This is a genomic window from Acidocella sp., assembly GCF_013044125.1.
In the GTDB taxonomy this organism is placed as follows: domain Bacteria; phylum Pseudomonadota; class Alphaproteobacteria; order Acetobacterales; family Acetobacteraceae; genus Acidocella.
This window is the reverse complement of sequence record NZ_JABEVC010000220.1, coordinates 43423-61849: the sequence shown is the minus strand read 5'-3', so window position 1 is coordinate 61849 and position 18427 is coordinate 43423. Positions and strand designations below refer to the sequence as shown.

The following is an 18427-nucleotide window of genomic DNA, read 5'->3' as shown; positions in this document are numbered from 1 at the left end:
TCCTCAATCTCTTGGCACAGCCTCCACCTCGACGATGCCCGCACTGTGACACGCCCCTGACAAAAAACGCTAATAAAAATATGCCAAAGTAGCGCTAGCGTCATATTTAGCGCGCGCCGCCCACCAACCCGCGCGCAGTACCCTGCGTCATGAATGACGCAGGGTACTAGTGATTAGGCATATGGGTTCCGAGGTGACGGCCGGCGATGTAGCCGAAGGTCATGCCCGGGCCCAATGTTCCGCCGGCGCCGCCGTAGGCTTCGCCCAGCACCGCGGCCATGGCGTTGCCCGCCGCGTAGAGACCGGGGATCGGGTTGCCGCTCCAATCCAGCACCTGGGCGTCGCCGTTGGTCTTTGGCCCCCCGCAGGTGCCCAAAGCGCCGGACTCCATTTTGACGGCGTAATAGGGGGCCTGGCCGATCACGCCCAGGGTGCGATACGGGGGCTCGAAGGCGGGATCACCCCACATGTAGAAATTGTCGTAAGTATTGCCGCCACGGTTGAAGTCATCGTCATGGCCCTTGCGGACCATGGCGTTGAACCGCGCGACGGTGGCCTTCAGGCCTTCGCCGTCGATCCCCGCCTTTGCGGCCAGCTCCTCCAGCGTAGCGGCCTGCATCATATAGGGCGGGATGGGAGATCCCGGCGGGGAGGTGAAGGTTGGGTATTTGTCCTTGTAGTGCTGATCGATGATCAGCCAGTAGGGCAGGTTGGCGTAGGTATGGCGCCCGGCGTCGAAGGCGTGCAGCGCCTTGCCCATGGCGTTGTAGTTGGCGGCCTCGTTCATGAACCGCTTGCCCGCGCGGTTGACCAGAATGGCGCCCGGGCGGGCGCGTTCGTCCGAGCCCAGCATGTAGTTGGGTTTGGCGTTGCGGTGCTGGGGTTTGAATTCGAGCACGCTCTGCTGCCAGAAGGCATTTTGCATGTTGCCCAGCTGGGCGCCGGCCTCGATCGCCATCAGCAGGCCGTCGCCCTCGTTCTCCGGCACGCTCACCGGCCCGGTCAGCGGGCCGCGCAGGAAGGTTTTGACCAGCGCCTCGTTCCACTCGAAGCCGCCGGTGGCGATGACCACGCCGCGGCGGGCACGCACGCGAAAGTCGCGGCCGTTGGCATCTCCGGCGATGACGCCGATGACCCGCTCACCATCCTTCACCAGCTTGCGCGCGCGTTTTTCGAATTCAATCGGGATGTTGCGATCCAGCACGGCCCTGAGCAGGGAGCCGACCAGCGCCTGTCCCAAACCCCGGTAATCGTGTTTTTCGCGCTCGGCGAGGGAGGCTTCATCCAGCGTGCCGTTGATCGCCTCCATCAGGCTGCCGCGTAATGGGTAGGCCATTTTGGATGGGTTCACCCGGCTCGCCCATTTGCCGAGCAGCTCGAAGGAGAAGGCCTCGTTGTCGAGCGAACGCCCGCCATCGGCCTTGGCGCCCGGCAGGTAGGGCTGATAGTCGGGGAAGTCGGCATAGGCATGGAAGCGGACGGGGGTTTTGTCCGTGAAATAACGGATCATCTCCGGGCCGCTCTCCATGAACGCGCCGAGGGTTTCGGGGTCCAGCCCGTCCGGCGCAAGGGCTTCGAGGTAGGCGACGATGTCGTCGTCGGACTCCTCGATCCCCGCTTCGCGCTGATAATGGTTGTTGGGGATCCAGAGCATGCCGCCGGACATCGCGGTTGTCCCGCCGGCCATCCCGGATTTTTCCAGGATGACGACATCCTTGGCGCCGAAATCATGCGCTGAGATCGCCGCTGTCAGGGCGGCGCCGCCGGAGCCCAGAACGGCGACGTCAACCTCCAGATCCCATTCGAACTTCTCAGTCATCGTTCATCTCCCTGGTCATTCGTTTTTGCGGGCGCGTCTGGCGGTTAGCGCCGCCGCGTGCCGATTTTGGTTGAATTCATCATAATTTTCATCCGCGCGCGGCGGCTACTCGCACATCTGATAGGGCGGCGCCGCCCGGTCAGAGGCTTCGCGGCGGCGCGCTGGCATTCAGGCGCCGGCTTTTCCGGTCACGTCCTGGGTATACAGCATCTTGAAGGTGCGCCGGTGGATGTACCAGCGGCCTTCCCGCTTTATGTACTCATCCTCATACCGGCCGGAGACCCGCTGGGTTGTGCCGTCCTTGGAACGGGCGACCTCGCTGGTATAAAACCGGCCGGTCGCGTGGTTTCCCTCCACCTGGATCGCGCCGGGGGAGGAACTCATGAGCACGAACTCATAACCCGCCATGGCCTGGACCCAAAGCGCCACGATGGCTTTGCGCCCCTCCACCTTTTCCAGCCCGGGGAGGTTGAGCGTCCACACCGCATCCTCGGTCCAGTTCTGTTCCCACGCCTGCTGATCGGCGCGCGTTACGGCGTCGCCATAGGTTTCGACCAGTTCACGAATGGCCAGCCGGTCTTCGATTGGTCCTGTAAACATCACGTTTGTTCCATTTTTGAAAGACTTCGCCCGGAGTGGTTTTGTTCAGTTGTGGATGCCGCAGGCCTCGTTGAGGCGCTCATGGAAGGCCTGGATGCGCTTCTCCTGCTTGGCGAGAATGCCGCCGCGGAAGCCGCGCGAATGCAGCCCGAGCTGCTGGCCGATGGCGACCGAGAGATCCTGATCCGCGACCTGCCCCAGGGTTTTTTCGCCAAAGACGATGTGTTCGCGGTCCATCGCCTGAAACGGGGTGGGGCCGTTGGGGCCGATGACCACATCGCTGCCGCCGATCTGGTGCGCCATGAACCAATGGTCGAAGATGCAGCGTTCGGGGTCTTTCGGGTCCGGCTCGGAGCGCAGGATCTGCACGCCGTCGGGCCACATGGTGAAGGTGGTGTTGGGCCAGAGGGTGAAGTGGAAATAATCGACGATTTCCTCATCACCCATCGCCGCGTAATGCGCATAGCCCATTTGCGCGCCCGCCGCGCGCTTGCGGGCGATGATCGCCGCGCGCACGGCCATGGCGTTGTTGGCGAAAGGTGCTGGGTCCAGCCCCCAGTATTCCAGCGCCTGCACCAGCGGGGCGTCCAGCTTGTGGCAGTCCGCGTAGCGCGCGGAGGGTTGCAGCCCCTTCATGCGCATCATGTTATGGCCGACATCCGCGTAGATGCGGAAAACGCAGTCGGTATGGTCATCGTTGATGACGGTCGAGATTTGGGGGTGCAGGGTGGGCAGGTGGTAGCTCTCGTTGAAATTGTCGCGGACGATCTTCCAGTTGCAGGGCACGTTGGAAGAGACCGCGTAGACGCGGGTCATTTTATCCATCTGCCATTGTTCCATATGGTTCGCGACATTTTCGCCCAGCCATTCGCGCAGGCGGGGGCCGCTGCGGTCCATGTTGAACCAGACGAGCCCGCCCCAGACCTCGCAGGCGATTTCCGTGAGGCGATGCTTGCCGCAGGGCGAGCCGCCGGGAAAATCGTCCGGGTCCTGCACATGGGCCAGCATGCCATCAGGATTGTAGCGCCAGCCGTGATAGCCGCATACGAGTTGCGGCGCGCCGCCAACCTCGGTCCAGGCCAGGCGGTAGCCGCGATGCAGGCAGGCATTGTAGAAGGCGCGGATTGATCCGTCCGTCTGGCGCAGCATCACCACCGATTCCTGGCCGATGTTGTGGGTCAGGAAATCACCGGGATCGAGCAGGTCAGCCGCCATGCCGCCAACATGCCAGACCCGGGTCCAGAGTTTGTTCCACTCCGCATCGGCCCAGCGCGTTGAGTAATAGCGTTCGCCTGTGATGGGATCGCCGCGCAACGGTGGATCAAACGGGGTGGGATCGGAGTCTTTCACCGCAAGTGCCATCGTAACCCTCTCTTGGTTCTTTACTTATATCTCTTGGTTGTTTTTTATTGAACGACCGACTAAATAGTTGCGTTGGGCTTGTGAATTGTCAAGATCTACTTGAAACAAGGCGTGCAAATGAGGGGCAACCTATTAAAAATGTCAGGTTCGGTGGATGCGGCGGTGCCCAAGGTTGACCGCCGCCGGGCGCCGGAAACGGCGGCGCGGATTCTGGATTCCGCCGAGGCGCTGTTTGCCCGCCGCGGCTTTTATGGCGTGAGCCTGCGCGACATCGCGGCCGAGGCCGGGGTGCCGCTTGCGCTGTCGCATTATCATTTCGGGTCCAAGGAGAATTTGTTCAGCGCGGTCATCGAGCGGCGGGCGGGCGAGCATGCGGGCGGCATCGCGCAGGCGCTGGCCGGGGCGATGCAGGTGAGGGGCAGCGCCCGGGTGCGGCGCGAGGCGATTATCGCTGCGCTGATCAGCCCGATTGCGGAGCGGCTGCTGCATGGCGGCCCAGGATGGAAAAATTACATCCGGCTGCTGGCCTTCGTGGCCAACCACCCGCAGGAGGAGGATTACGTCTCGCCGTTCAGGCAGCATTATGACAGCCTGATTCAGGCCTTCGTGAAGGCGCTGGCGGCTATTCATCCTGAAATGGCCGCGCTGGATGTGCAATGGGGGTTCTTTTTCTATCAGGCGGCGATCACGCATATTCTCGTGGAGAGCGGCATGCTGGACCGCCAGTCGGGCGGGGCGCTGAAATCGGGCGATTTCGCCGCCATGGTTGAGCGCCTGGTTCCGTTTTTCAGCGCGGGATTTCTGGGCTTTGGCGCCCGCGACTGAGGGGGAGCCTACAGGCCGAGCACGGTTTTGGCGATGATCGTGCGCTGGATCTCGTTGGTGCCGCCGAAAATGGTCCAGGCGAGGCTGTTGAGATAGCGCGGGGCGGCAAGCTGGGCGGCCTTGTGGTACAGCGGGGCGGGGGCATTTTCGCCATACAGCGGGCGCTGCCGCTCCAGCGCCAGCCCGGCATAGCCGTAGAGCCGGGCGGCCATCGCGTCGATTTGCTGGCGCAGGCCCGAGGCGGTGAGTTTGGCGAGCGAGGTTTGCGGACCGGGCGGCCGGCCCTGCGCCAGATCGGCCAGGACGCGCAGCTCGGTCATTTCCAGTGCTTGCGCGCTCAGCTCCAGCCGGGCGAGATCGGCCATGAAGGCGGGGTCATCGGCCATGGTGGCGCCCTCGCCATTGGGCTCTCGGGCGGCGCAGAGGCGTAGCTTCTGGATACCCCAGAGCAGCTTGGGCGCGTAGCAGGCGCCGCCGCGCTCATTCTCAAGGAGGAATTTGGCGATGGTCCAGCCCATGCCCGCCGCGCCGACCAGGTTTTCAACCGGGGTCACCACATCATCGAGAAATACCTCGTTCACCTCATGGTCGCCGGCCAGACCCTTGATCGGGCGGACCTCGATGCCGGGCTGGTTCATGTCCACCAGCAGGAAGCTGATGCCCTTCTGGGGCTTGGCGCCGGGGTCGGTGCGGACCAGGCAGAAGATTTTATTCGCATGGTGCGCGTGGGTGGTCCATAATTTGCGGCCGTTGATGACGTAGACATCGCCGCGCCGCTCCGCCCGGGTTTTGAGGCTGGCGAGATCCGACCCCGCGCCCGGCTCCGAGAAGCCCTGGCACCAGTAGTCGCTGCCATCGAGGATGCGGGGCAGAATCTCCGCCTTCTGCCTGGGGGTGCCGAACTTGCAGATCACCGGCCCTAGCAGCTTGAGGCTGAGCAGCGGCAGGCTTGGCGCGCCGGCGAGGGCGCATTCCTTCTCGAAAATGTAGCGCTGCACCGGCGTCCAGCCCGTACCGCCGCAATCGGCCGGCCAGTTGGAGGCAAGCCAGCCTTTTTCATGCAGGATGCGCTGCCATTCGCGGCCGATGTCAGGCTCCACGAACCCGCCGGGTGTTGCCACCGCGCCCGCGCGCAGATGCGGCGCCAGATGCGTTGCCAGAAACGCCCGCACGCTCTGCTGGAAGGCGTCTTCCTCATGCGTGAACTGCAGATCCATTTTTCCTCAAATTCCTGTCATACCGAAAATGATTGCCCGCCCGCGCGCGCTGCGGCCGATTATGCAAGCCCTGCGCCGCGCTGGCTTCTGTGAATTTAGCTAGGTTGTTTAAGTGGGTTGCCCGCGCAGGCGCGCCGCTCAGCCGTGCGGCTGCGCGGGCGCTGAGGATATGGCCGCGACGCTGCCGAGATAGCCAAGCTGCGTTGCCTTGAAGACGGTCTGGCTACGGTTCACGGCTTCCAGCTTGGTTGCGGCGTTATGGATGTGAAAGCGCACCGTGGCGCAGCTGCGGCCCAGAATCGTGGCGATTTCCGCATCGGTCTTGCCCAGGGCGGCCCAGCGCAGGCATTCCACCTCGCGCTTGGAGAGACGGCAGTTGCGCGCGATCCACGGGCGCTGGCTGGTGACCCGCGAATAGCCGTTGATGAAGCGCCGGCCGTGATATTCCAGAATATCGGCATAGAGCGCGAATTCGCGCGAGAGATCCTCGCGTCCGGGCTCCATGGGCGAGTAGCTGATGGCGCCGATCTGGCCGAAGGGCAAATGCACGGGCACCACGATGAAGGATTCGGCGTTCACCGACTCCCGGAAATGCGACAAATCAATCTGGCTGAGCAGCGGATTGGGCGCGCGCGTATGGATGCCGCGCGCATTGGCCCAGAAGGGTTCGCTCTCATAGCGGCAGACGAAGATGAGGGGCGAGCTGAGGGCCAGCAGCGGTTTTTTCCACCATTGGTCTTTGGAGCAGGGCCAGCCGAAAACGGTCTGGGCCAGGGCGTTGCCCTGCGCGTCAGTCACCGGCAGTTTGGAGGCGATGTTGGCGCAGACGGCGACCCGGAAGTTGCTCAGATCCCGCGCCATGTCGCGCAGTGCCTCTGCGGCGGGGCGGATGTCCTGGAGCGAGGATATGTCAATGCCGCGCCGCCCGAATGGCAGCGGATCGGCCGGGATGATGTGGTCCGTACCGGCGGACACGGGTTCGCGCGTTCGCTCCATGGTGGTGACGCTATCCTCCCCAACTTACTTAGACAAGCGTTCAAAACCTATAACTAGTGGCAGGTAGGAATGGCAAGCTGACAGGGTCAGATTTAGCATAACGTCGCGGACAAAAGGGCCCTCAAACGGCGGCTGCCGGATTGGGAAGCGTTAGGGGAGACACCAGCGTGAACTTCGATCTGAACCAAGAACAGATGATGCTGCGGGATCTGGTGGAGCGGTTTGTGGCCGGCCATTACGATCCGATCCGCCGGTTGGGCTATATTGCCGGGCCGCGGGGTTATTTGCCGGAAAACTGGAAAATTCTGGCCGGGACGGGTCTGCTGGCCTTGCCGTTTTCGGAGGCGAACGGCGGGATCGGCGGGGGGGCTGTTGAGTTGATCACTGTTGCCGAGGCGCTGGGCAAGGGGGTGGCCGTGGAGCCGTTTCTGCCTGTTGTTCTCATCGCCGCTTCGCTGATCGAACGTGGCGGGTCCGAGGCGATGAAGGCGGAGTTGCTGCCCCGGATTATTGCCGGTGATTGCCTGCCGGCGCTGGCGCATCTGGAGCGCGCGGGCCGGTTTTTGCCGGCGCGGCCGCAAACGAGGGCGGCGGGGCTGCGCGGTGCGGTGCGGCTCAACGGCCAGAAGATTTGCGTGATCGGCGGCGGGTTCGCGGATGTTCTGCTGGTGAGCGCCTGCGATGAGGCGGGGGTGACCGGGCTGTACCGGGTGGAGGCACAGGCCGCCGGGGTGAGGCGCACGGACTACCGGCTGGTTGATGGCGCGGTTGCCAGCGACATCAGCTTTCAGGAGACCCCGGCGCAATACATGCCAGGCGCGGCGGCGTGTTTCGAGGAGGTGCTGGACCAGGCGCGGCTTGCGATCTGTGCCGAGCTGGTGGGGTTGATGACCCATATGTTCGAGGCGACGCTGGAATATGTGAAGACGCGCCAGCAGTTCGGCCAGCCGATCGGCCGGTTTCAGGCCGTGCAGCACCGCCTGGCTGACGGCTATGTGCTGTTGGAGCTCAGCCGCTCGCAGCTCTACCGCGCCGCCGCCCAGACGCCGGGCACGGCCGAGGCGCATCGCGCGATCATTGGCGCGAAGGCCCTGATCAGCGGGTTCGCCCGCAATATCGCCGAGGAGGCGGTGCAGCTCCATGGCGGCATCGGCACGACCGAGGAGCTGATGGTGGGCCAGGCCTTCAAGCGCACGCTGCTGCTCGCCTCGCTGCTGGGAGATTCCGAGTGGGACCTGCGCCATTATGTGCAACTGACGAAGGCGGCCTGAGACCGTGTTCACGCGCATCACTTTGCTCAAGCGCCGGCCGGGCATGACGGCTGAAGCGTTCCGGGATTATTATGAGACCCACCACCGGCTGGTTGGCGAGCGGGTGCTGGCCGGGTACGCGCGGCGCTATGTCCGCCGGTATGTTGCGCCGGTTGGCCCGGATTTGGAGCTGCCCGATTTCGACGTGATCACCGAGATCAGCTTCCCCGACCGCGCCGCGCATGACCGTTGCATCGCCGCGCTCAGCGCGCCAGCGGTGGCGCAATGGGTGATGGCCGATGAGGACCGCCTGTTTGACCGCGCGGCGATGCGGGTCTTCACGGTTGAAGAAGCAGAGAGTGCGCTAGAGACGTGAATTGTTGAGAAGCAGTCACGCCGGAGTGGAATACCAGAATGTCTCATAGTTTTCATCGGGTTATCATGGCCGCCGCCATTGCGGAGAGGTCGTTGCAGGCTTTTGTCGTCAACCGCTGGCCGGTGCTGGTGGTGCGCGATGAGGGAAGGCTCCATGCCCTCATCAACCGCTGCACGCACCAGGCCGCGAGTTTTGCGCCCGATGGGCGGGTGCGGCGCGGCGCCATCATGTGCCCGTTGCACGGAGCGCGCTTCAAGCTTGAGGATGGCAGCTGCATGGGGGCGGTGGACTACAAGCCGCTGATGCGCTTCGAACTACGCGAGGATGCCCAAGGCTGGATCGAGGTTGCCGTGCCCGATGAGGCGCCGGGGCCTGAGCATCTGCCGGTGACCCGGCCAGAGCCTGATCGCCTTTAAAGCGGCCGGGCTCTGGCTGTTTTTTATCCGGCGCTCAGGAAAGTTTGAGATCGGCCAGGGTTGAGACATCATCGCGCAGGCGCACGATGGTTTTGCCTTTGGTCTGGCCCGACATCAGGCGGATAAAGGCATCCGGCGCGCGCTCAAGTCCGGTGGCGACGTTTTCGGTGGCTTTGAGCTGGCCTGATTTGATCCAGCCGGCCAGCGTTGATTCCGCTTCGGCCAGCATGTCCAGATGCTCATAGGCCAGGAAGCCGCGCATGGTGACACGGTGGACCAGCACCTGCCACAAATTACGGAAGGCGTAGACATCCTTGCCCTGGTTGTAATCAGCCACCATGCCGCAGACCACGATGCGCCCGAAGGCCGCCATCAGCGGCAGCATGGTGTCCAGGATTTTGCCGCCGACGTTATCGAAGAAAACATCGGCGCCCTTGCCGCCGCAGGCCTCGCGGATGGCGGCGGCGAGATCGGGGGCGGTTTTGTAGTCAACGGCGGCGTGCATGCCGAGCAGGCCGGTGACATCGGCCAGTTTGTCCGTGCTGGTGATGCCGACGGCGCGGCAGCCGCTCAGCCGCGCGATCTGGCCAGCGGCGCTGCCCACCGCGCCGGCCGCGGCGCTAACAACAACGACGTTGTCAGCCTTCATCTCGCCGATGCGCTTGAGCCCGATATAGGCGGTGATGCCCGACCAGCCGAGCGCGCCCATATAGGCGCTCAGCGGTATGGTGGGATCGACATGGACGTTCTCGGTGGCGAAATTGTCAGCGGGGATGATGCTGTGCTCCTCCCAGCCGATGAAGCCGCGGGCATAATCGCCAACCTTGAAGCCGCGATTGCGCGATTCGATGACCCGGCCGAGCACCATGGTCGGGATCAGCCCGTCCAGCGGCACGGCGGGCAGGTAGCTGTCCTCTTTTTCATCGAGCATGCCGCGCACCGCGGGGTCGATGGCGAACACGAGGTTTTCGGTCAGCACTTCGCCTTCCTGGAGCGGGGCGATCTCTTGCTCCACCGTTTTGAAATTGCTGGCAACCGGCACGCCCGAGGGGCGTGAGGCGAGCACGATGCGGCGGGTTTTCATGGCGCGGGGTCCTCTCTGTGTTATTATGCTTCGGCGTTATTATATAAAATCGTGATTTTAATATATACAAAAAAACAATCACTATATATCATCGGCTCACCTGTCATAAAGTCAAAAAATTCCGGGAGGAGGCGCTGCCGTGGAAACGCCGATCAAACTGCTGCTCATCGCTGGCGGCAAGTATCACGATTTTGATTTCGCCCGGCTCGAGCTTTTGAAGCTGATGGCTGAGCATGAACGTCTGCGTGTTCAGGTGGTTGATGATTACGAGAATTACGACGCCATTGAGAGCGCCGATGTGGTGGTGAGCTACACATGCGATGTGCAGCCAAGCCCGCGCGGCCTGGCGGCGCTGAAAACCTTCCTGGGCAAGGGCCGCCGCTGGCTGGCGCTGCACGGCACCAACTCGGTTCTGGTGCAGCGCGATGATGGCCGGTTCGACGCGCCGGACACGCATCCGGAGTTCATGGAGGTGCTGGGCAGCCAGTTCAAGGCGCATCCGCCGATTTGCAAATTCCAGGTAAGGGTTTGCGATGATGGCCATGATCTGAGCCGCGGCATTGCGGATTTCTGGGTCGAGGATGAGCTGTATCTGGCTGATTGCCACCCCGGCAACCATGTGCTGATGACCACGCGCTACGGCGGCAATGCCGATCCGTTCGTGCGCAACGAGTGGCCGGAGACGGATCATCCGGTGCTGTACCATCGCGCGCATTCAGGCGGCGAGATTGTGTACTGCACGCTGGGCCATTGCCGCGGCAAGTTTGATGTGCCGGAGCTGATCGCTGTGTATCCCTATATCGAGCGCGGCGCCTGGAACGCCCCGAGCTATTACGAAATTCTCCGTCGCGCCCTGCGTTGGGCTGCCAAGCTGTAAGGCGAAAGACTATGGATCTGCTTCCCGCGGAAGAGCAACTCCTGCTGAAGGAAAGCGCGCGGCGGTTTCTCGCTGAGCAATACACGAGGTTTCGCGAGGCGCCGGGTGCGCGGCCGGGCTTTGCGCCGGGTGCCTGGGCGGGGTTTGCGGAAATGGGCTGGCTGGCTCTCGCACTTCCTGAATCGGTTGGCGGCTTTGGCGGCAAGATGGAAGATGTTGTGATCATCGCCGAGCAGTTCGGCGCGGCGCTGGTTGTTGAGCCGTATATTCCGGTTATCATCAGCGCGCAGCTGATCGCCAAGCTGGGAGACGCGGCGCAGCATGCGGTGCTGGAGGGCGTACTGGCCGGGACGCATTTGCTGGCCTTGGCTGTTGGCGAGACGCCGCGCCGCGCCGCGCTGGAGGCAATCGCGACGCGTGCGGCGCACAGCCAGGGGGCGTGGGTGCTCAACGGCGCCAAGACGGCTGTGCGCGGCGGCGGGCTGGCCGATACGCTGCTGGTGCTGGCGCGGCTGGACGGGATGGGCGGGTTTGGCCTTTTCATGATCGGCCCCGATGCGCCAGGCGTGACGCGCAGGGCCTGGCAAGGGGCGGATGGAGCGGATTTCGCGGATATGGAATTTCGCAACGTGACCGTGCCGCCCTCTGCGTTGCTTGGCGCAAGGCGCGATGTTCTGCCCTATGTGGAGGCGGCGCTCGACCGCGCGGCGATTGCGCTGTGCGCGGATGCGGTGGGGGCGATGAAGGTGTTGCTGAGCGCGACGGTTGAATATGCCAAGACGCGGGTGCAGTTCGGCAAGCCGATCGGCACGTTTCAGGCGCTGACGCACCGCATGGCGGATATGGCGGTGAAACGTGCGGAGGCCGAGGCGATTTTGCTGCTGGGCGCGCTCAAGGCGGAGGCGCCGCATTACGAGCGGGTGCGCGCGGTTTCGGCGGCGCGGGTGAAGATCGCCGAATGTGCCCGTTTCATCGGCCAGCAGGCCGTGCAGCTGCACGGCGGCATGGGCGTGACCGATGAGTTGCCGGTTGGCGCCTACTTCAAGCGCCTGACCGTGTTTGAGCTGGTGCTGGGCGACATTAATTTTCACCTGCGCCGCTATGCCTGGGTGGGGCGCAGCGGGGTGTTGCGCGAGGGGCTGCTTTCGGTTCCCGAGACACGCCCGGAGTATGCATTATGAACAAAATGAATCTGACGCTCGATGGGGATGCGGCGGCGTTTCGCGAGGAGGTGCGGGCTTTTCTGGAGGCGAAGCTGGCGCCGGAGATGGCGCGGGCGCAGCGGTTGACGACGACGGTTTTCTCCGAATACGAACTCTCCCACCCCTGGCATGAGATTTTGGCGCGCAAGGGCTGGGCGGCGCCTGACTGGCCGGTTGAACATGGCGGCACCGGCTGGGATGCGACCCGCAGGTATATATTCGCCTCCGAAATGGAACGCGCGGCGAGCCCCTATATTTCACCCATCGGCCTGCATATGGTCGGCCCGGTGCTGATCAAGTTCGGCACCGCCGCGCAGAAGAAGCGGTTTCTGCCGCGCATTCTTCAGGCGCAGGATTATTGGTGCCAGGGATTCTCCGAGCCGGGGGCGGGGTCTGACCTGGCATCGCTCAAGCTGCGCGCGGTGCGGCAGGGCGATGATTATGTGCTGAACGGCTCGAAGATATGGACCACGCACGCCCATGTGGCCAATTGGATGATCGCGCTTGTGCGCACATCCGACGGGCCAAAGCCGCAGGCGGGAATCTCATGCCTGCTGGTGCCCATGAGCGCGGCGGGGGTGCAGGTCCGCCCGATCCGCACCATCGGCGGAGATCATGAGGTCAACGAGGTATTTTTCGGCGATACGCGCGTGCCGGTGGCCAATCTCGTGGCCGATGAAGGCCAGGGCTGGGCGATTGCGAAATATCTGCTGGAATTCGAGCGCGGCAGCGTGATGGCGGCTGCGGCGCTGCGGCGCTCGCTCAATGAATTGCTTGACCGGGCGCTGGCCATCGACATCGACGACCCGGACATTGAATATTCGCTCTCACGGCTTGGGATTGATATCGACACGCTGGAGATGATGGAGCTGAGAATGCTCTCCGGCCTCGCGCGCGGGGAGCCGCCGGGTGCGGAATCCTCCATTCTCAAGCTGCGTGTCAGCCAACTGCAGCAGCAGGTGACGGAAATGGCGTTGCAACTGGCGGGCGAATCCGCGCTGCGCTGGGAAACACGCCGGGCGTTTCATGAAATTTGTTCAACGCCTGATGAGGACGCCAACAAGCCGGCGCTGTCGCGGTATTTGAACACCAGGGCGAATACGATTTTCGGCGGGTCATCTGAAATTCAAAGAACCATTATCGCCAAGCAATTGCTGAAACTTTAGAAACAAGAAGGAATGGGACATGGGGCGGGTATCAGGCAAGGTTGCCATTGTGACGGGTGCGGCGCGCGGGCTCGGTGCCGCGGATGCGCGTTTGCTCGCCAAGGAGGGGGCGAGCGTTATCCTCACTGACATCAGCCCGGGCGTTATGGAAACCGCGGCAGGGATTGAAGGCGCGATCGGGGTTGTGCAGGATGTCAGCTCTCCGGAAGGCTGGGCGGAAGTGATCGCGCTGGCGGAGACCAGATTCGGGCGGCTGGATGTGCTGGTCAATAACGCCGGGATTGTCGATTTCACGACCATCGAGGAATCGACGCTGGAGAATTTCAGAAGGGTCTATGCCATCTCGGCCGAGGGGACGTTTCTGGGGTGCCAGGCAGCCATACCGCTGATGCGCAAATCGGGCGGCGGATCGATTATCAATATGTCGTCGGTGGCGGCGCTGAACGCCTATCCGATCGTATGTTCCTATGCCGCCGCCAAGGGGGCGGTGCGTTCGATGTCGCGCAATATCGCGGTGTATTGCCAGGAGCAGGGCTACAATATCCGGGTGAACGCGATTTTGCCTGGAATTATCGCCAGCGATATGACCGCTGCGGCCGCCGAGGAGGTGAAACGCCGCGGGTTGGAAGTGCCGGCGGCCGACCCCGCCAAGGCGCCAAAGGTTGGCCAGCCTGAGGATATCGCGAATCTGGTGCTGTATCTGGCCTCCGATGAGAGCCGCATGGTTAATGCCGCGGAACTCGTCATCGATGACGCGGTGACGGCGAAGTAGTTTTGTAGAGCCAGGAAAAACAAAAGGACGCGGATGGATGCGCGAAAATCTGATTGGCGGGATTGGCGGCGCCATGCAGCTGGCTTTTGTTCCGGGGGATGTGGACGCGGCGCTGACATATTGGACGCAGACCATGGGCGCGGGGCCATTCGTGGCGCTGGAGCATCTCCAGATGGATGCCGCAACCTATAAGGGCGCGCCGGCGGCGATCGATTTCAGCGCGTATATCGGCTATTGGGGCGATTTGCAGATCGAGATCATCGTGCAGCATGACGATGCGCCCTCGATCTACAAGGCGTGGCGCGATGAGGGGCGCGAGGGGCTGCACCATGTGTGCCTGGTCACCAGTGACATGCCCGGGGCGCGGCGGATCATCGCCGATGCCGGAGGCACCGTGGTGCAGGAAGCGTTTCTGCCTGGCGGCGCCGAGGTGATTTATGCCGAGACGGGCGGCGGGCCGGGCTCGGTGGTGGAGGTGTTGCAGCCAACCCAGGCGGTGCTGGATTTGTTTGCCCGGATTAAGAGTCTGTCAGTGGACTGGGATGGCACCGGCCCGGTGCGGAGGCTTGGCTGAATGGCCGCGATTCTGGTGCCGGTCAAAGGCCATCCTTATGACCGCAATGCATTTTCGCAGATGCTGGCGGCGCTGCCTGGCGGGCATGAGTTCACGCTGGTTGAGCATCCGGCGGTGGAGGCGGCCCTGGCGCCGGATTTCGTGACCCGTTTCGATACCGTGCTGTTCTACGACATGCCTGGAATTGACTTCCGGGTTCCTGAGCCGCCGGTTTTTGAACCGCCGGGCGCTGCGTATCGGGCGCATGTAGAGGCGCTGCTCGCGGCGGGCAAGCCGCTGCTGTTTTTGCACCACGCCATCGCCGGATGGCCCGCCTGGCCGCGTTATGGCGAGATTATCGGCGGGCGGTTTCTCTACCAGCCGGGTGAGGTCCGGGGGCGGTTGCGCCCGGATTCCGGTTATCGCCATGCGGTGAGGCATCATGTGCGCCCGCTGGCGCGCCACCCCGTGCTGGAGGGGCTGGAACAGGGGTTTGAGATTACCGACGAGCTTTATCTGTTCGAGGTGTTCGATGACAGCATCGTTCCTCTGCTGGCCAGTGACCATGTGTTTGCCGCGGAGAATTTCTGGTCCGCGGCGGCGGCGATGCGCGGCGCGTTCCATAGCCGCGAGGGGTGGACGCATCCGCCGGGGAGTCATCTGATCGCCTGGACGCGGCGCGAGCGCAACAGCCCGATCCTCTACATCCAATGCGGTGATTCAGCCGAGGCCTACGCCAATGAGGGGCTGCGGCGCCTGCTCGGCAACGGGCTGGCCTGGCTGCTGGGGGATGCGGCATGACGGATCCGGTTCTGCTGACGCGCGCGGGCGCTGTGGCGAGGCTGACGCTGAACCGCCCCGAGGCTGGAAATGCCATAGACCCCGCCATGGCCAGGGCGCTGCGCGAGGCGGCGATTGTGTGCGCCGAGGACCTGGCGATACGCTGCGTGGTGCTGGGCGCGGGCGGGCGGATGTTTTGCGCGGGCGGGGATATCGGGGCGTTTTCCTCGCAGCTTGAGAATTTGGGCGCGCTCACCCGGGCTTTGACCGCCGATTTGCACGCCGCGATGGCGATTTTCGCGCGGATGGAGAAGCCCCTGATCACGGCGGTGAACGGGCCGGCGGCGGGGGCGGGATTCAGCCTGGCGCTGGCGGGCGATCTGGTGTTGGCGGGGCAAAGTGCTGTGTTCGCGCCGGCCTATGGCGGCATTGGCCTCTCGCCCGATGGCGGGGCGAGCTGGCTGTTGCCCAGGCTGGTGGGGTTGCGCCGCGCGCAGGAGATGTTGCTGCTGGGGCTTCGCCTGAATGCTGAGCAGGCGCTGGCCGAGGGGATGATCACCCGGCTTTACCCCGATGAGACGTTGCAGGCCGAGGCGGACGAGATGGCCGCGCGGGTGGCGGGCGGGGCGGTGCGCGCCTGGGGGCGCACGCGCGCCCTGTTGCTTGAGAGTTTTGCCGCCACCTTGCCCGCCCAGCTTGACGCCGAGGCGCGCGCCATTGCGCAGAGTGGCAATGACGCCGAGGCGCGCGAGGGGATTGCCGCGTTTCTGGCCAGGCGCAAGCCGGATTTTCCGGCCGGGGGCTGAGCCGCGGCGCGGGGATGTGTTTGTTTTTGAAAGGGTGTGATGTGACCTACGAGACTTTGCTTGCCGAGACGCATGGCGCGGTGACCCTGCTGCGGTTGAACCGCCCTAACGCGCTGAATGCGTTGAACAGCCAGGTGCTGCGTGAGCTGATCGCCGCGTTTGCCGCCTATGATGCCGATGAGAGCCAGCGCTGCCTGGTGCTCACCGGTTCCGAGAAGGCGTTTGCCGCCGGGGCGGATATCAAGGAGATGCAGCCCAAGGGCTTCTCGGCCATGTACGGCGAGAATTTTTTTGCCGGATTCGAGCGGGTGAGCGCCGCGCGCAAACCCTGGATCGCGGCGGTGGGCGGGTTCGCGCTGGGCGGCGGTTGCGAGCTGGCGATGATGGCTGATTACATTATTGCCGCTGACACCGCGAAGTTTGGCCAGCCAGAGATCAAGCTGGGGGTTGCACCGGGCATGGGTGGCTCGCAACGGTTGACGCGGGCGGTCGGCAAGGCGAAGGCGATGCAGATGTGCCTCACCGGGCGCATGATGAATGCCGAGGAGGCGGAGCGGGCCTCGCTAGTGGCGCAGGTCGTGCCGGCGGCGCGGCTGCTGGAGGAGGCGCTGGCGCAGGCGCAGGCGATCGCCGCGATGGCGCCGCTGGCCGCGATGGCCAACAAGGAAATGGTGAACGCCGCGTTTGAGACCGGGCTGGCGCACGGGCTGCTGTTTGAGCGCCGGTTGTTCAACGGGCTTTGCGCCACGCAGGACAAGGTGGAAGGCATGGCCGCCTTTGTAGAGAAGCGCGCCCCGCAGTGGCACGGCGCGTGAGCGTGCGGCGGCGCGCTTTGCGGGCTGGGCCCGGGCGCCAGGCTTATGACAGGCTACAATGAGGCGCCATGATGATCGAGACTGGCCAGTTCGTCGGCAATGATCTGAAGCTGGCGGGCGGGTGGCCAGAGCGCGGGGGAGAACAGCGCCTGCACGGCCACGCCGAGCAAGACGGAGAGAATCCGGCTGGCCAGGTGCTCGATCATGGCCTCATCGGCGGTGCGCAGGTGGGGCCGGTCGCGGCGCAGCAGCGCGCCGATGAAACCGATGGTGTCGCTCACCCGCGCGCGCTGGCGCATGCCGAGCTCCGGGTCGGCCACCGCCTCGCCCCAGAAGCAGAACCAGACGTTCCAGTCATCCGCGCGCGCTGCATCGAGCGGCAGCAACACGGCGAGGCAGCCGGCCAGATCCGCTCCGGCCTCGCGCGCGGCGAAAAACCGCGCGGCGGCGCCCTCGGCGCTCAGCTCGTAGGTCTGGATCAGGAGTTGGCGCTTGTTCTCGAAGTAATGGCTGACCACGGCGGTCGAATAGCCAACCTCATCGGCGGCGGCGCGCACGGTGAGCGCCGCCAGACCGCCTTTCGCGATCAGCCGGAAGGCGGCCTCTGTCACCTCGCGGCGGCGCTCATCATGGTCGACTATGGCGGGCATCTGTGTCTCCGGGCCTGATGGTTCTGGCGGGCGCACGCTGGGGCGGGGCTTTGCCTGAATTGTAATCGTGTTGCATTCAACAGGAAAGGATTGAAAATATCATGCGTGGTGTCATCGTAACGGGAGCTGGCGGCGGCATGGGCCGGGCCATTGCCGAGGCTTTTGCAAAAGCCGGGGATAGGGTTCTGGTGGCGGATTTGAACGAGGCCGGGCTGGCGCAGACCGTGGCCGCGATTGAGGCGGCGGGCGGGCGCGCGATTGCGCAGCGGGCCAATGTCGCGCAGGAGGCCGATGTGGCCGCGCTGGTGGAAACCGCGAAACAGCGTTTTGGCCGGTTGGATGTCATGGTCAACAATGCCGCCATCCTCGGGCCGTGGGTGCCGATCCATGAGCAGAGCGCCGAGGCGCTGGATGCCGTGCTGGGGGTGAATGTGAAGGGCGTGGTGTTCGGCATGAAGCATGCGCTGCTGGCGATGCGCGCGGCGGGCCGGGGGGCGATTGTCAACATCGCCTCGGTGCAGGGGGTGCGGGTCGTCTATCCGGGGGCGGCGTTTTATGCCGCCAGCAAATCGGCCGTGGTCGCATTGACGCGCGCGGCCGCGCTGGAGAATGGTTCCAGCAATATCCGCGTGAACGCGATCGCGCCGGGGCCGATCGACACGCCGATGCTGCGCGCGGCGGCGGGGGATGCCTGGCCGCCGGCGATCGTGGGCGATGTGCCGCTGGGCCGGCTGGGCATGCCAGAGGATATCGCCAAGGCGGTGTTCTGGCTGGCGGGGGATGAGGCCGCCTATGTCAGCGGCGCGCTGCTGGCGGTCGATGGCGGGTTTCTGGCCCCGTGAGGCAGGCGGCGCAGGCGGC

At 64.2% G+C, this 18427-nt stretch carries 20 protein-coding genes; 13 read left to right on the top strand and 7 right to left on the bottom strand.

The window, feature by feature from the left end; translation table 11 throughout:
- Positions 1 to 166 precede the first annotated feature (166 nt).
- The 3 genes from HKL97_RS13465 to HKL97_RS13455 form a co-directional block, all read right to left on the bottom strand.
- Positions 167 to 1819 carry an FAD-binding protein gene (locus HKL97_RS13465; protein ID WP_291426232.1) on the bottom strand — a complete coding sequence of 551 codons (1653 nt, stop codon included), beginning with the start codon at positions 1817 to 1819 and terminating at the stop codon, positions 167 to 169.
- A gap of 168 nt (positions 1820 to 1987) precedes the next feature.
- On the bottom strand, positions 1988 to 2419 hold the full coding sequence (locus tag HKL97_RS13460) for a nuclear transport factor 2 family protein (RefSeq protein ID WP_291426229.1): 432 nt from the start codon (positions 2417 to 2419) through the stop codon (positions 1988 to 1990).
- 45 nt (positions 2420 to 2464) lie between these two features.
- Positions 2465 to 3781 carry an aromatic ring-hydroxylating dioxygenase subunit alpha gene (locus HKL97_RS13455; protein ID WP_291426227.1) on the bottom strand — a complete coding sequence of 439 codons (1317 nt, stop codon included), beginning with the start codon at positions 3779 to 3781 and terminating at the stop codon, positions 2465 to 2467.
- A gap of 117 nt (positions 3782 to 3898) precedes the next feature.
- Between HKL97_RS13455 and HKL97_RS13450 the strand changes: the two genes are divergently transcribed.
- Positions 3899 to 4606 (top strand): TetR family transcriptional regulator, encoded by a 708-nt coding sequence (locus tag HKL97_RS13450; protein ID WP_291426225.1) that lies wholly within the window; start codon positions 3899 to 3901, stop codon positions 4604 to 4606.
- 8 nt (positions 4607 to 4614) lie between these two features.
- Here HKL97_RS13450 and HKL97_RS13445 read toward each other — a convergent pair whose 3' ends face one another.
- On the bottom strand, positions 4615 to 5823 hold the full coding sequence (locus HKL97_RS13445; RefSeq protein WP_291426222.1) for an acyl-CoA dehydrogenase family protein: 1209 nt from the start codon (positions 5821 to 5823) through the stop codon (positions 4615 to 4617).
- A 138-nt stretch (positions 5824 to 5961) separates the two neighbouring features.
- Complete coding sequence (locus tag HKL97_RS13440; protein WP_291426221.1) at positions 5962 to 6819, bottom strand: helix-turn-helix transcriptional regulator; 858 nt, start codon at positions 6817 to 6819, stop codon at positions 5962 to 5964.
- Between the two features lie 167 nt (positions 6820 to 6986).
- Here HKL97_RS13440 and HKL97_RS13435 point away from each other — a divergent pair, with 167 nt between their 5' ends.
- The 3 genes from HKL97_RS13435 to HKL97_RS13425 are packed head-to-tail and all read left to right on the top strand — an operon-like array spanning position 6987 to position 8861.
- Positions 6987 to 8090 (top strand): acyl-CoA dehydrogenase family protein, encoded by a 1104-nt coding sequence (locus HKL97_RS13435; protein ID WP_291426219.1) that lies wholly within the window; start codon positions 6987 to 6989, stop codon positions 8088 to 8090.
- A 4-nt stretch (positions 8091 to 8094) separates the two neighbouring features.
- Positions 8095 to 8445 carry an EthD domain-containing protein gene (locus HKL97_RS13430; protein ID WP_291426217.1) on the top strand — a complete coding sequence of 117 codons (351 nt, stop codon included), beginning with the start codon at positions 8095 to 8097 and terminating at the stop codon, positions 8443 to 8445.
- A gap of 38 nt (positions 8446 to 8483) precedes the next feature.
- Positions 8484 to 8861, top strand: coding sequence for a Rieske (2Fe-2S) protein (locus tag HKL97_RS13425; RefSeq protein WP_291426215.1), 378 nt, complete (start codon positions 8484 to 8486; stop codon positions 8859 to 8861).
- A 34-nt stretch (positions 8862 to 8895) separates the two neighbouring features.
- Here HKL97_RS13425 and HKL97_RS13420 read toward each other — a convergent pair whose 3' ends face one another.
- Positions 8896 to 9945, bottom strand: a complete 1050-nt coding sequence (locus tag HKL97_RS13420) for an NADP-dependent oxidoreductase (protein WP_291426213.1) — start codon at positions 9943 to 9945, stop codon at positions 8896 to 8898.
- 139 nt (positions 9946 to 10084) lie between these two features.
- Between HKL97_RS13420 and HKL97_RS13415 the strand changes: the two genes are divergently transcribed.
- Genes HKL97_RS13415 through HKL97_RS13380 form a run of 8 tightly spaced genes read left to right on the top strand, consistent with a single transcriptional unit; the run spans position 10085 to position 16916 of the window.
- On the top strand, positions 10085 to 10822 hold the full coding sequence (locus HKL97_RS13415; protein WP_291426211.1) for a ThuA domain-containing protein: 738 nt from the start codon (positions 10085 to 10087) through the stop codon (positions 10820 to 10822).
- 11 nt (positions 10823 to 10833) lie between these two features.
- Entirely contained in the window at positions 10834 to 12003 is a 1170-nt protein-coding gene (locus HKL97_RS13410) for an acyl-CoA dehydrogenase family protein (protein WP_291426209.1), read from the top strand.
- On the top strand, positions 12000 to 13190 hold the full coding sequence (locus tag HKL97_RS13405) for an acyl-CoA dehydrogenase family protein (protein ID WP_291426207.1): 1191 nt from the start codon (positions 12000 to 12002) through the stop codon (positions 13188 to 13190). Before HKL97_RS13410 ends, HKL97_RS13405 begins: the two co-directional genes overlap by 4 nt.
- A 19-nt stretch (positions 13191 to 13209) precedes the next feature.
- Positions 13210 to 13962: an SDR family oxidoreductase gene (locus tag HKL97_RS13400; protein WP_291426204.1), complete on the top strand. Its 753-nt coding sequence runs from the start codon at positions 13210 to 13212 to the stop codon at positions 13960 to 13962.
- A gap of 37 nt (positions 13963 to 13999) precedes the next feature.
- A complete protein-coding gene (locus HKL97_RS13395; RefSeq protein WP_291426203.1) occupies positions 14000 to 14536 on the top strand; it encodes a VOC family protein in 537 nt (178 codons plus the stop codon).
- Entirely contained in the window at positions 14537 to 15316 is a 780-nt protein-coding gene (locus HKL97_RS13390; protein WP_291426201.1) for a ThuA domain-containing protein, read from the top strand.
- Entirely contained in the window at positions 15313 to 16101 is a 789-nt protein-coding gene (locus HKL97_RS13385) for an enoyl-CoA hydratase/isomerase family protein (protein WP_291426199.1), read from the top strand. The genes HKL97_RS13390 and HKL97_RS13385 overlap by 4 nt, the downstream gene beginning before the upstream one ends.
- Positions 16102 to 16142: 41 nt before the next feature.
- Positions 16143 to 16916, top strand: coding sequence for an enoyl-CoA hydratase-related protein (locus tag HKL97_RS13380; RefSeq protein WP_291426197.1), 774 nt, complete (start codon positions 16143 to 16145; stop codon positions 16914 to 16916).
- A gap of 53 nt (positions 16917 to 16969) precedes the next feature.
- On the opposite strand, the gene HKL97_RS13375 is transcribed toward HKL97_RS13380, so the two are convergent.
- Positions 16970 to 17566, bottom strand: a complete 597-nt coding sequence (locus HKL97_RS13375) for a TetR/AcrR family transcriptional regulator (RefSeq protein ID WP_291426195.1) — start codon at positions 17564 to 17566, stop codon at positions 16970 to 16972.
- Positions 17567 to 17667: 101 nt separating this feature from the next.
- Here HKL97_RS13375 and HKL97_RS13370 point away from each other — a divergent pair, with 101 nt between their 5' ends.
- Complete coding sequence (locus tag HKL97_RS13370) at positions 17668 to 18408, top strand: SDR family NAD(P)-dependent oxidoreductase (protein WP_291426193.1); 741 nt, start codon at positions 17668 to 17670, stop codon at positions 18406 to 18408.
- Positions 18409 to 18427: the final 19 nt, after the last annotated feature.

Excerpts from the sequence above, each read along its gene's own strand:
- HKL97_RS13465 (WP_291426232.1), bottom strand. The coding sequence starts at position 1,819 with ATGACTGAGAAGTTCGAATGGGATCTGGAGGTTGACGTCGCCGTTCTG.
- HKL97_RS13460 (WP_291426229.1), bottom strand. The coding sequence starts at position 2,419 with ATGTTTACAGGACCAATCGAAGACCGGCTGGCCATTCGTGAACTGGTC.
- HKL97_RS13455 (WP_291426227.1), bottom strand. The coding sequence starts at position 3,781 with ATGGCACTTGCGGTGAAAGACTCCGATCCCACCCCGTTTGATCCACCG.
- HKL97_RS13450 (WP_291426225.1), top strand. The coding sequence starts at position 3,899 with ATGAGGGGCAACCTATTAAAAATGTCAGGTTCGGTGGATGCGGCGGTG.
- HKL97_RS13445 (WP_291426222.1), bottom strand. The coding sequence starts at position 5,823 with ATGGATCTGCAGTTCACGCATGAGGAAGACGCCTTCCAGCAGAGCGTG.
- HKL97_RS13440 (WP_291426221.1), bottom strand. The coding sequence starts at position 6,819 with ATGGAGCGAACGCGCGAACCCGTGTCCGCCGGTACGGACCACATCATC.
- HKL97_RS13425 (WP_291426215.1), top strand. The coding sequence starts at position 8,484 with ATGTCTCATAGTTTTCATCGGGTTATCATGGCCGCCGCCATTGCGGAG.
- HKL97_RS13420 (WP_291426213.1), bottom strand. The coding sequence starts at position 9,945 with ATGAAAACCCGCCGCATCGTGCTCGCCTCACGCCCCTCGGGCGTGCCG.
- HKL97_RS13410 (WP_291426209.1), top strand. The coding sequence starts at position 10,834 with ATGGATCTGCTTCCCGCGGAAGAGCAACTCCTGCTGAAGGAAAGCGCG.
- HKL97_RS13405 (WP_291426207.1), top strand. The coding sequence starts at position 12,000 with ATGAACAAAATGAATCTGACGCTCGATGGGGATGCGGCGGCGTTTCGC.
- HKL97_RS13400 (WP_291426204.1), top strand. The coding sequence starts at position 13,210 with ATGGGGCGGGTATCAGGCAAGGTTGCCATTGTGACGGGTGCGGCGCGC.
- HKL97_RS13395 (WP_291426203.1), top strand. The coding sequence starts at position 14,000 with ATGCGCGAAAATCTGATTGGCGGGATTGGCGGCGCCATGCAGCTGGCT.
- HKL97_RS13390 (WP_291426201.1), top strand. The coding sequence starts at position 14,537 with ATGGCCGCGATTCTGGTGCCGGTCAAAGGCCATCCTTATGACCGCAAT.
- HKL97_RS13385 (WP_291426199.1), top strand. The coding sequence starts at position 15,313 with ATGACGGATCCGGTTCTGCTGACGCGCGCGGGCGCTGTGGCGAGGCTG.
- HKL97_RS13375 (WP_291426195.1), bottom strand. The coding sequence starts at position 17,566 with ATGCCCGCCATAGTCGACCATGATGAGCGCCGCCGCGAGGTGACAGAG.
- HKL97_RS13370 (WP_291426193.1), top strand. The coding sequence starts at position 17,668 with ATGCGTGGTGTCATCGTAACGGGAGCTGGCGGCGGCATGGGCCGGGCC.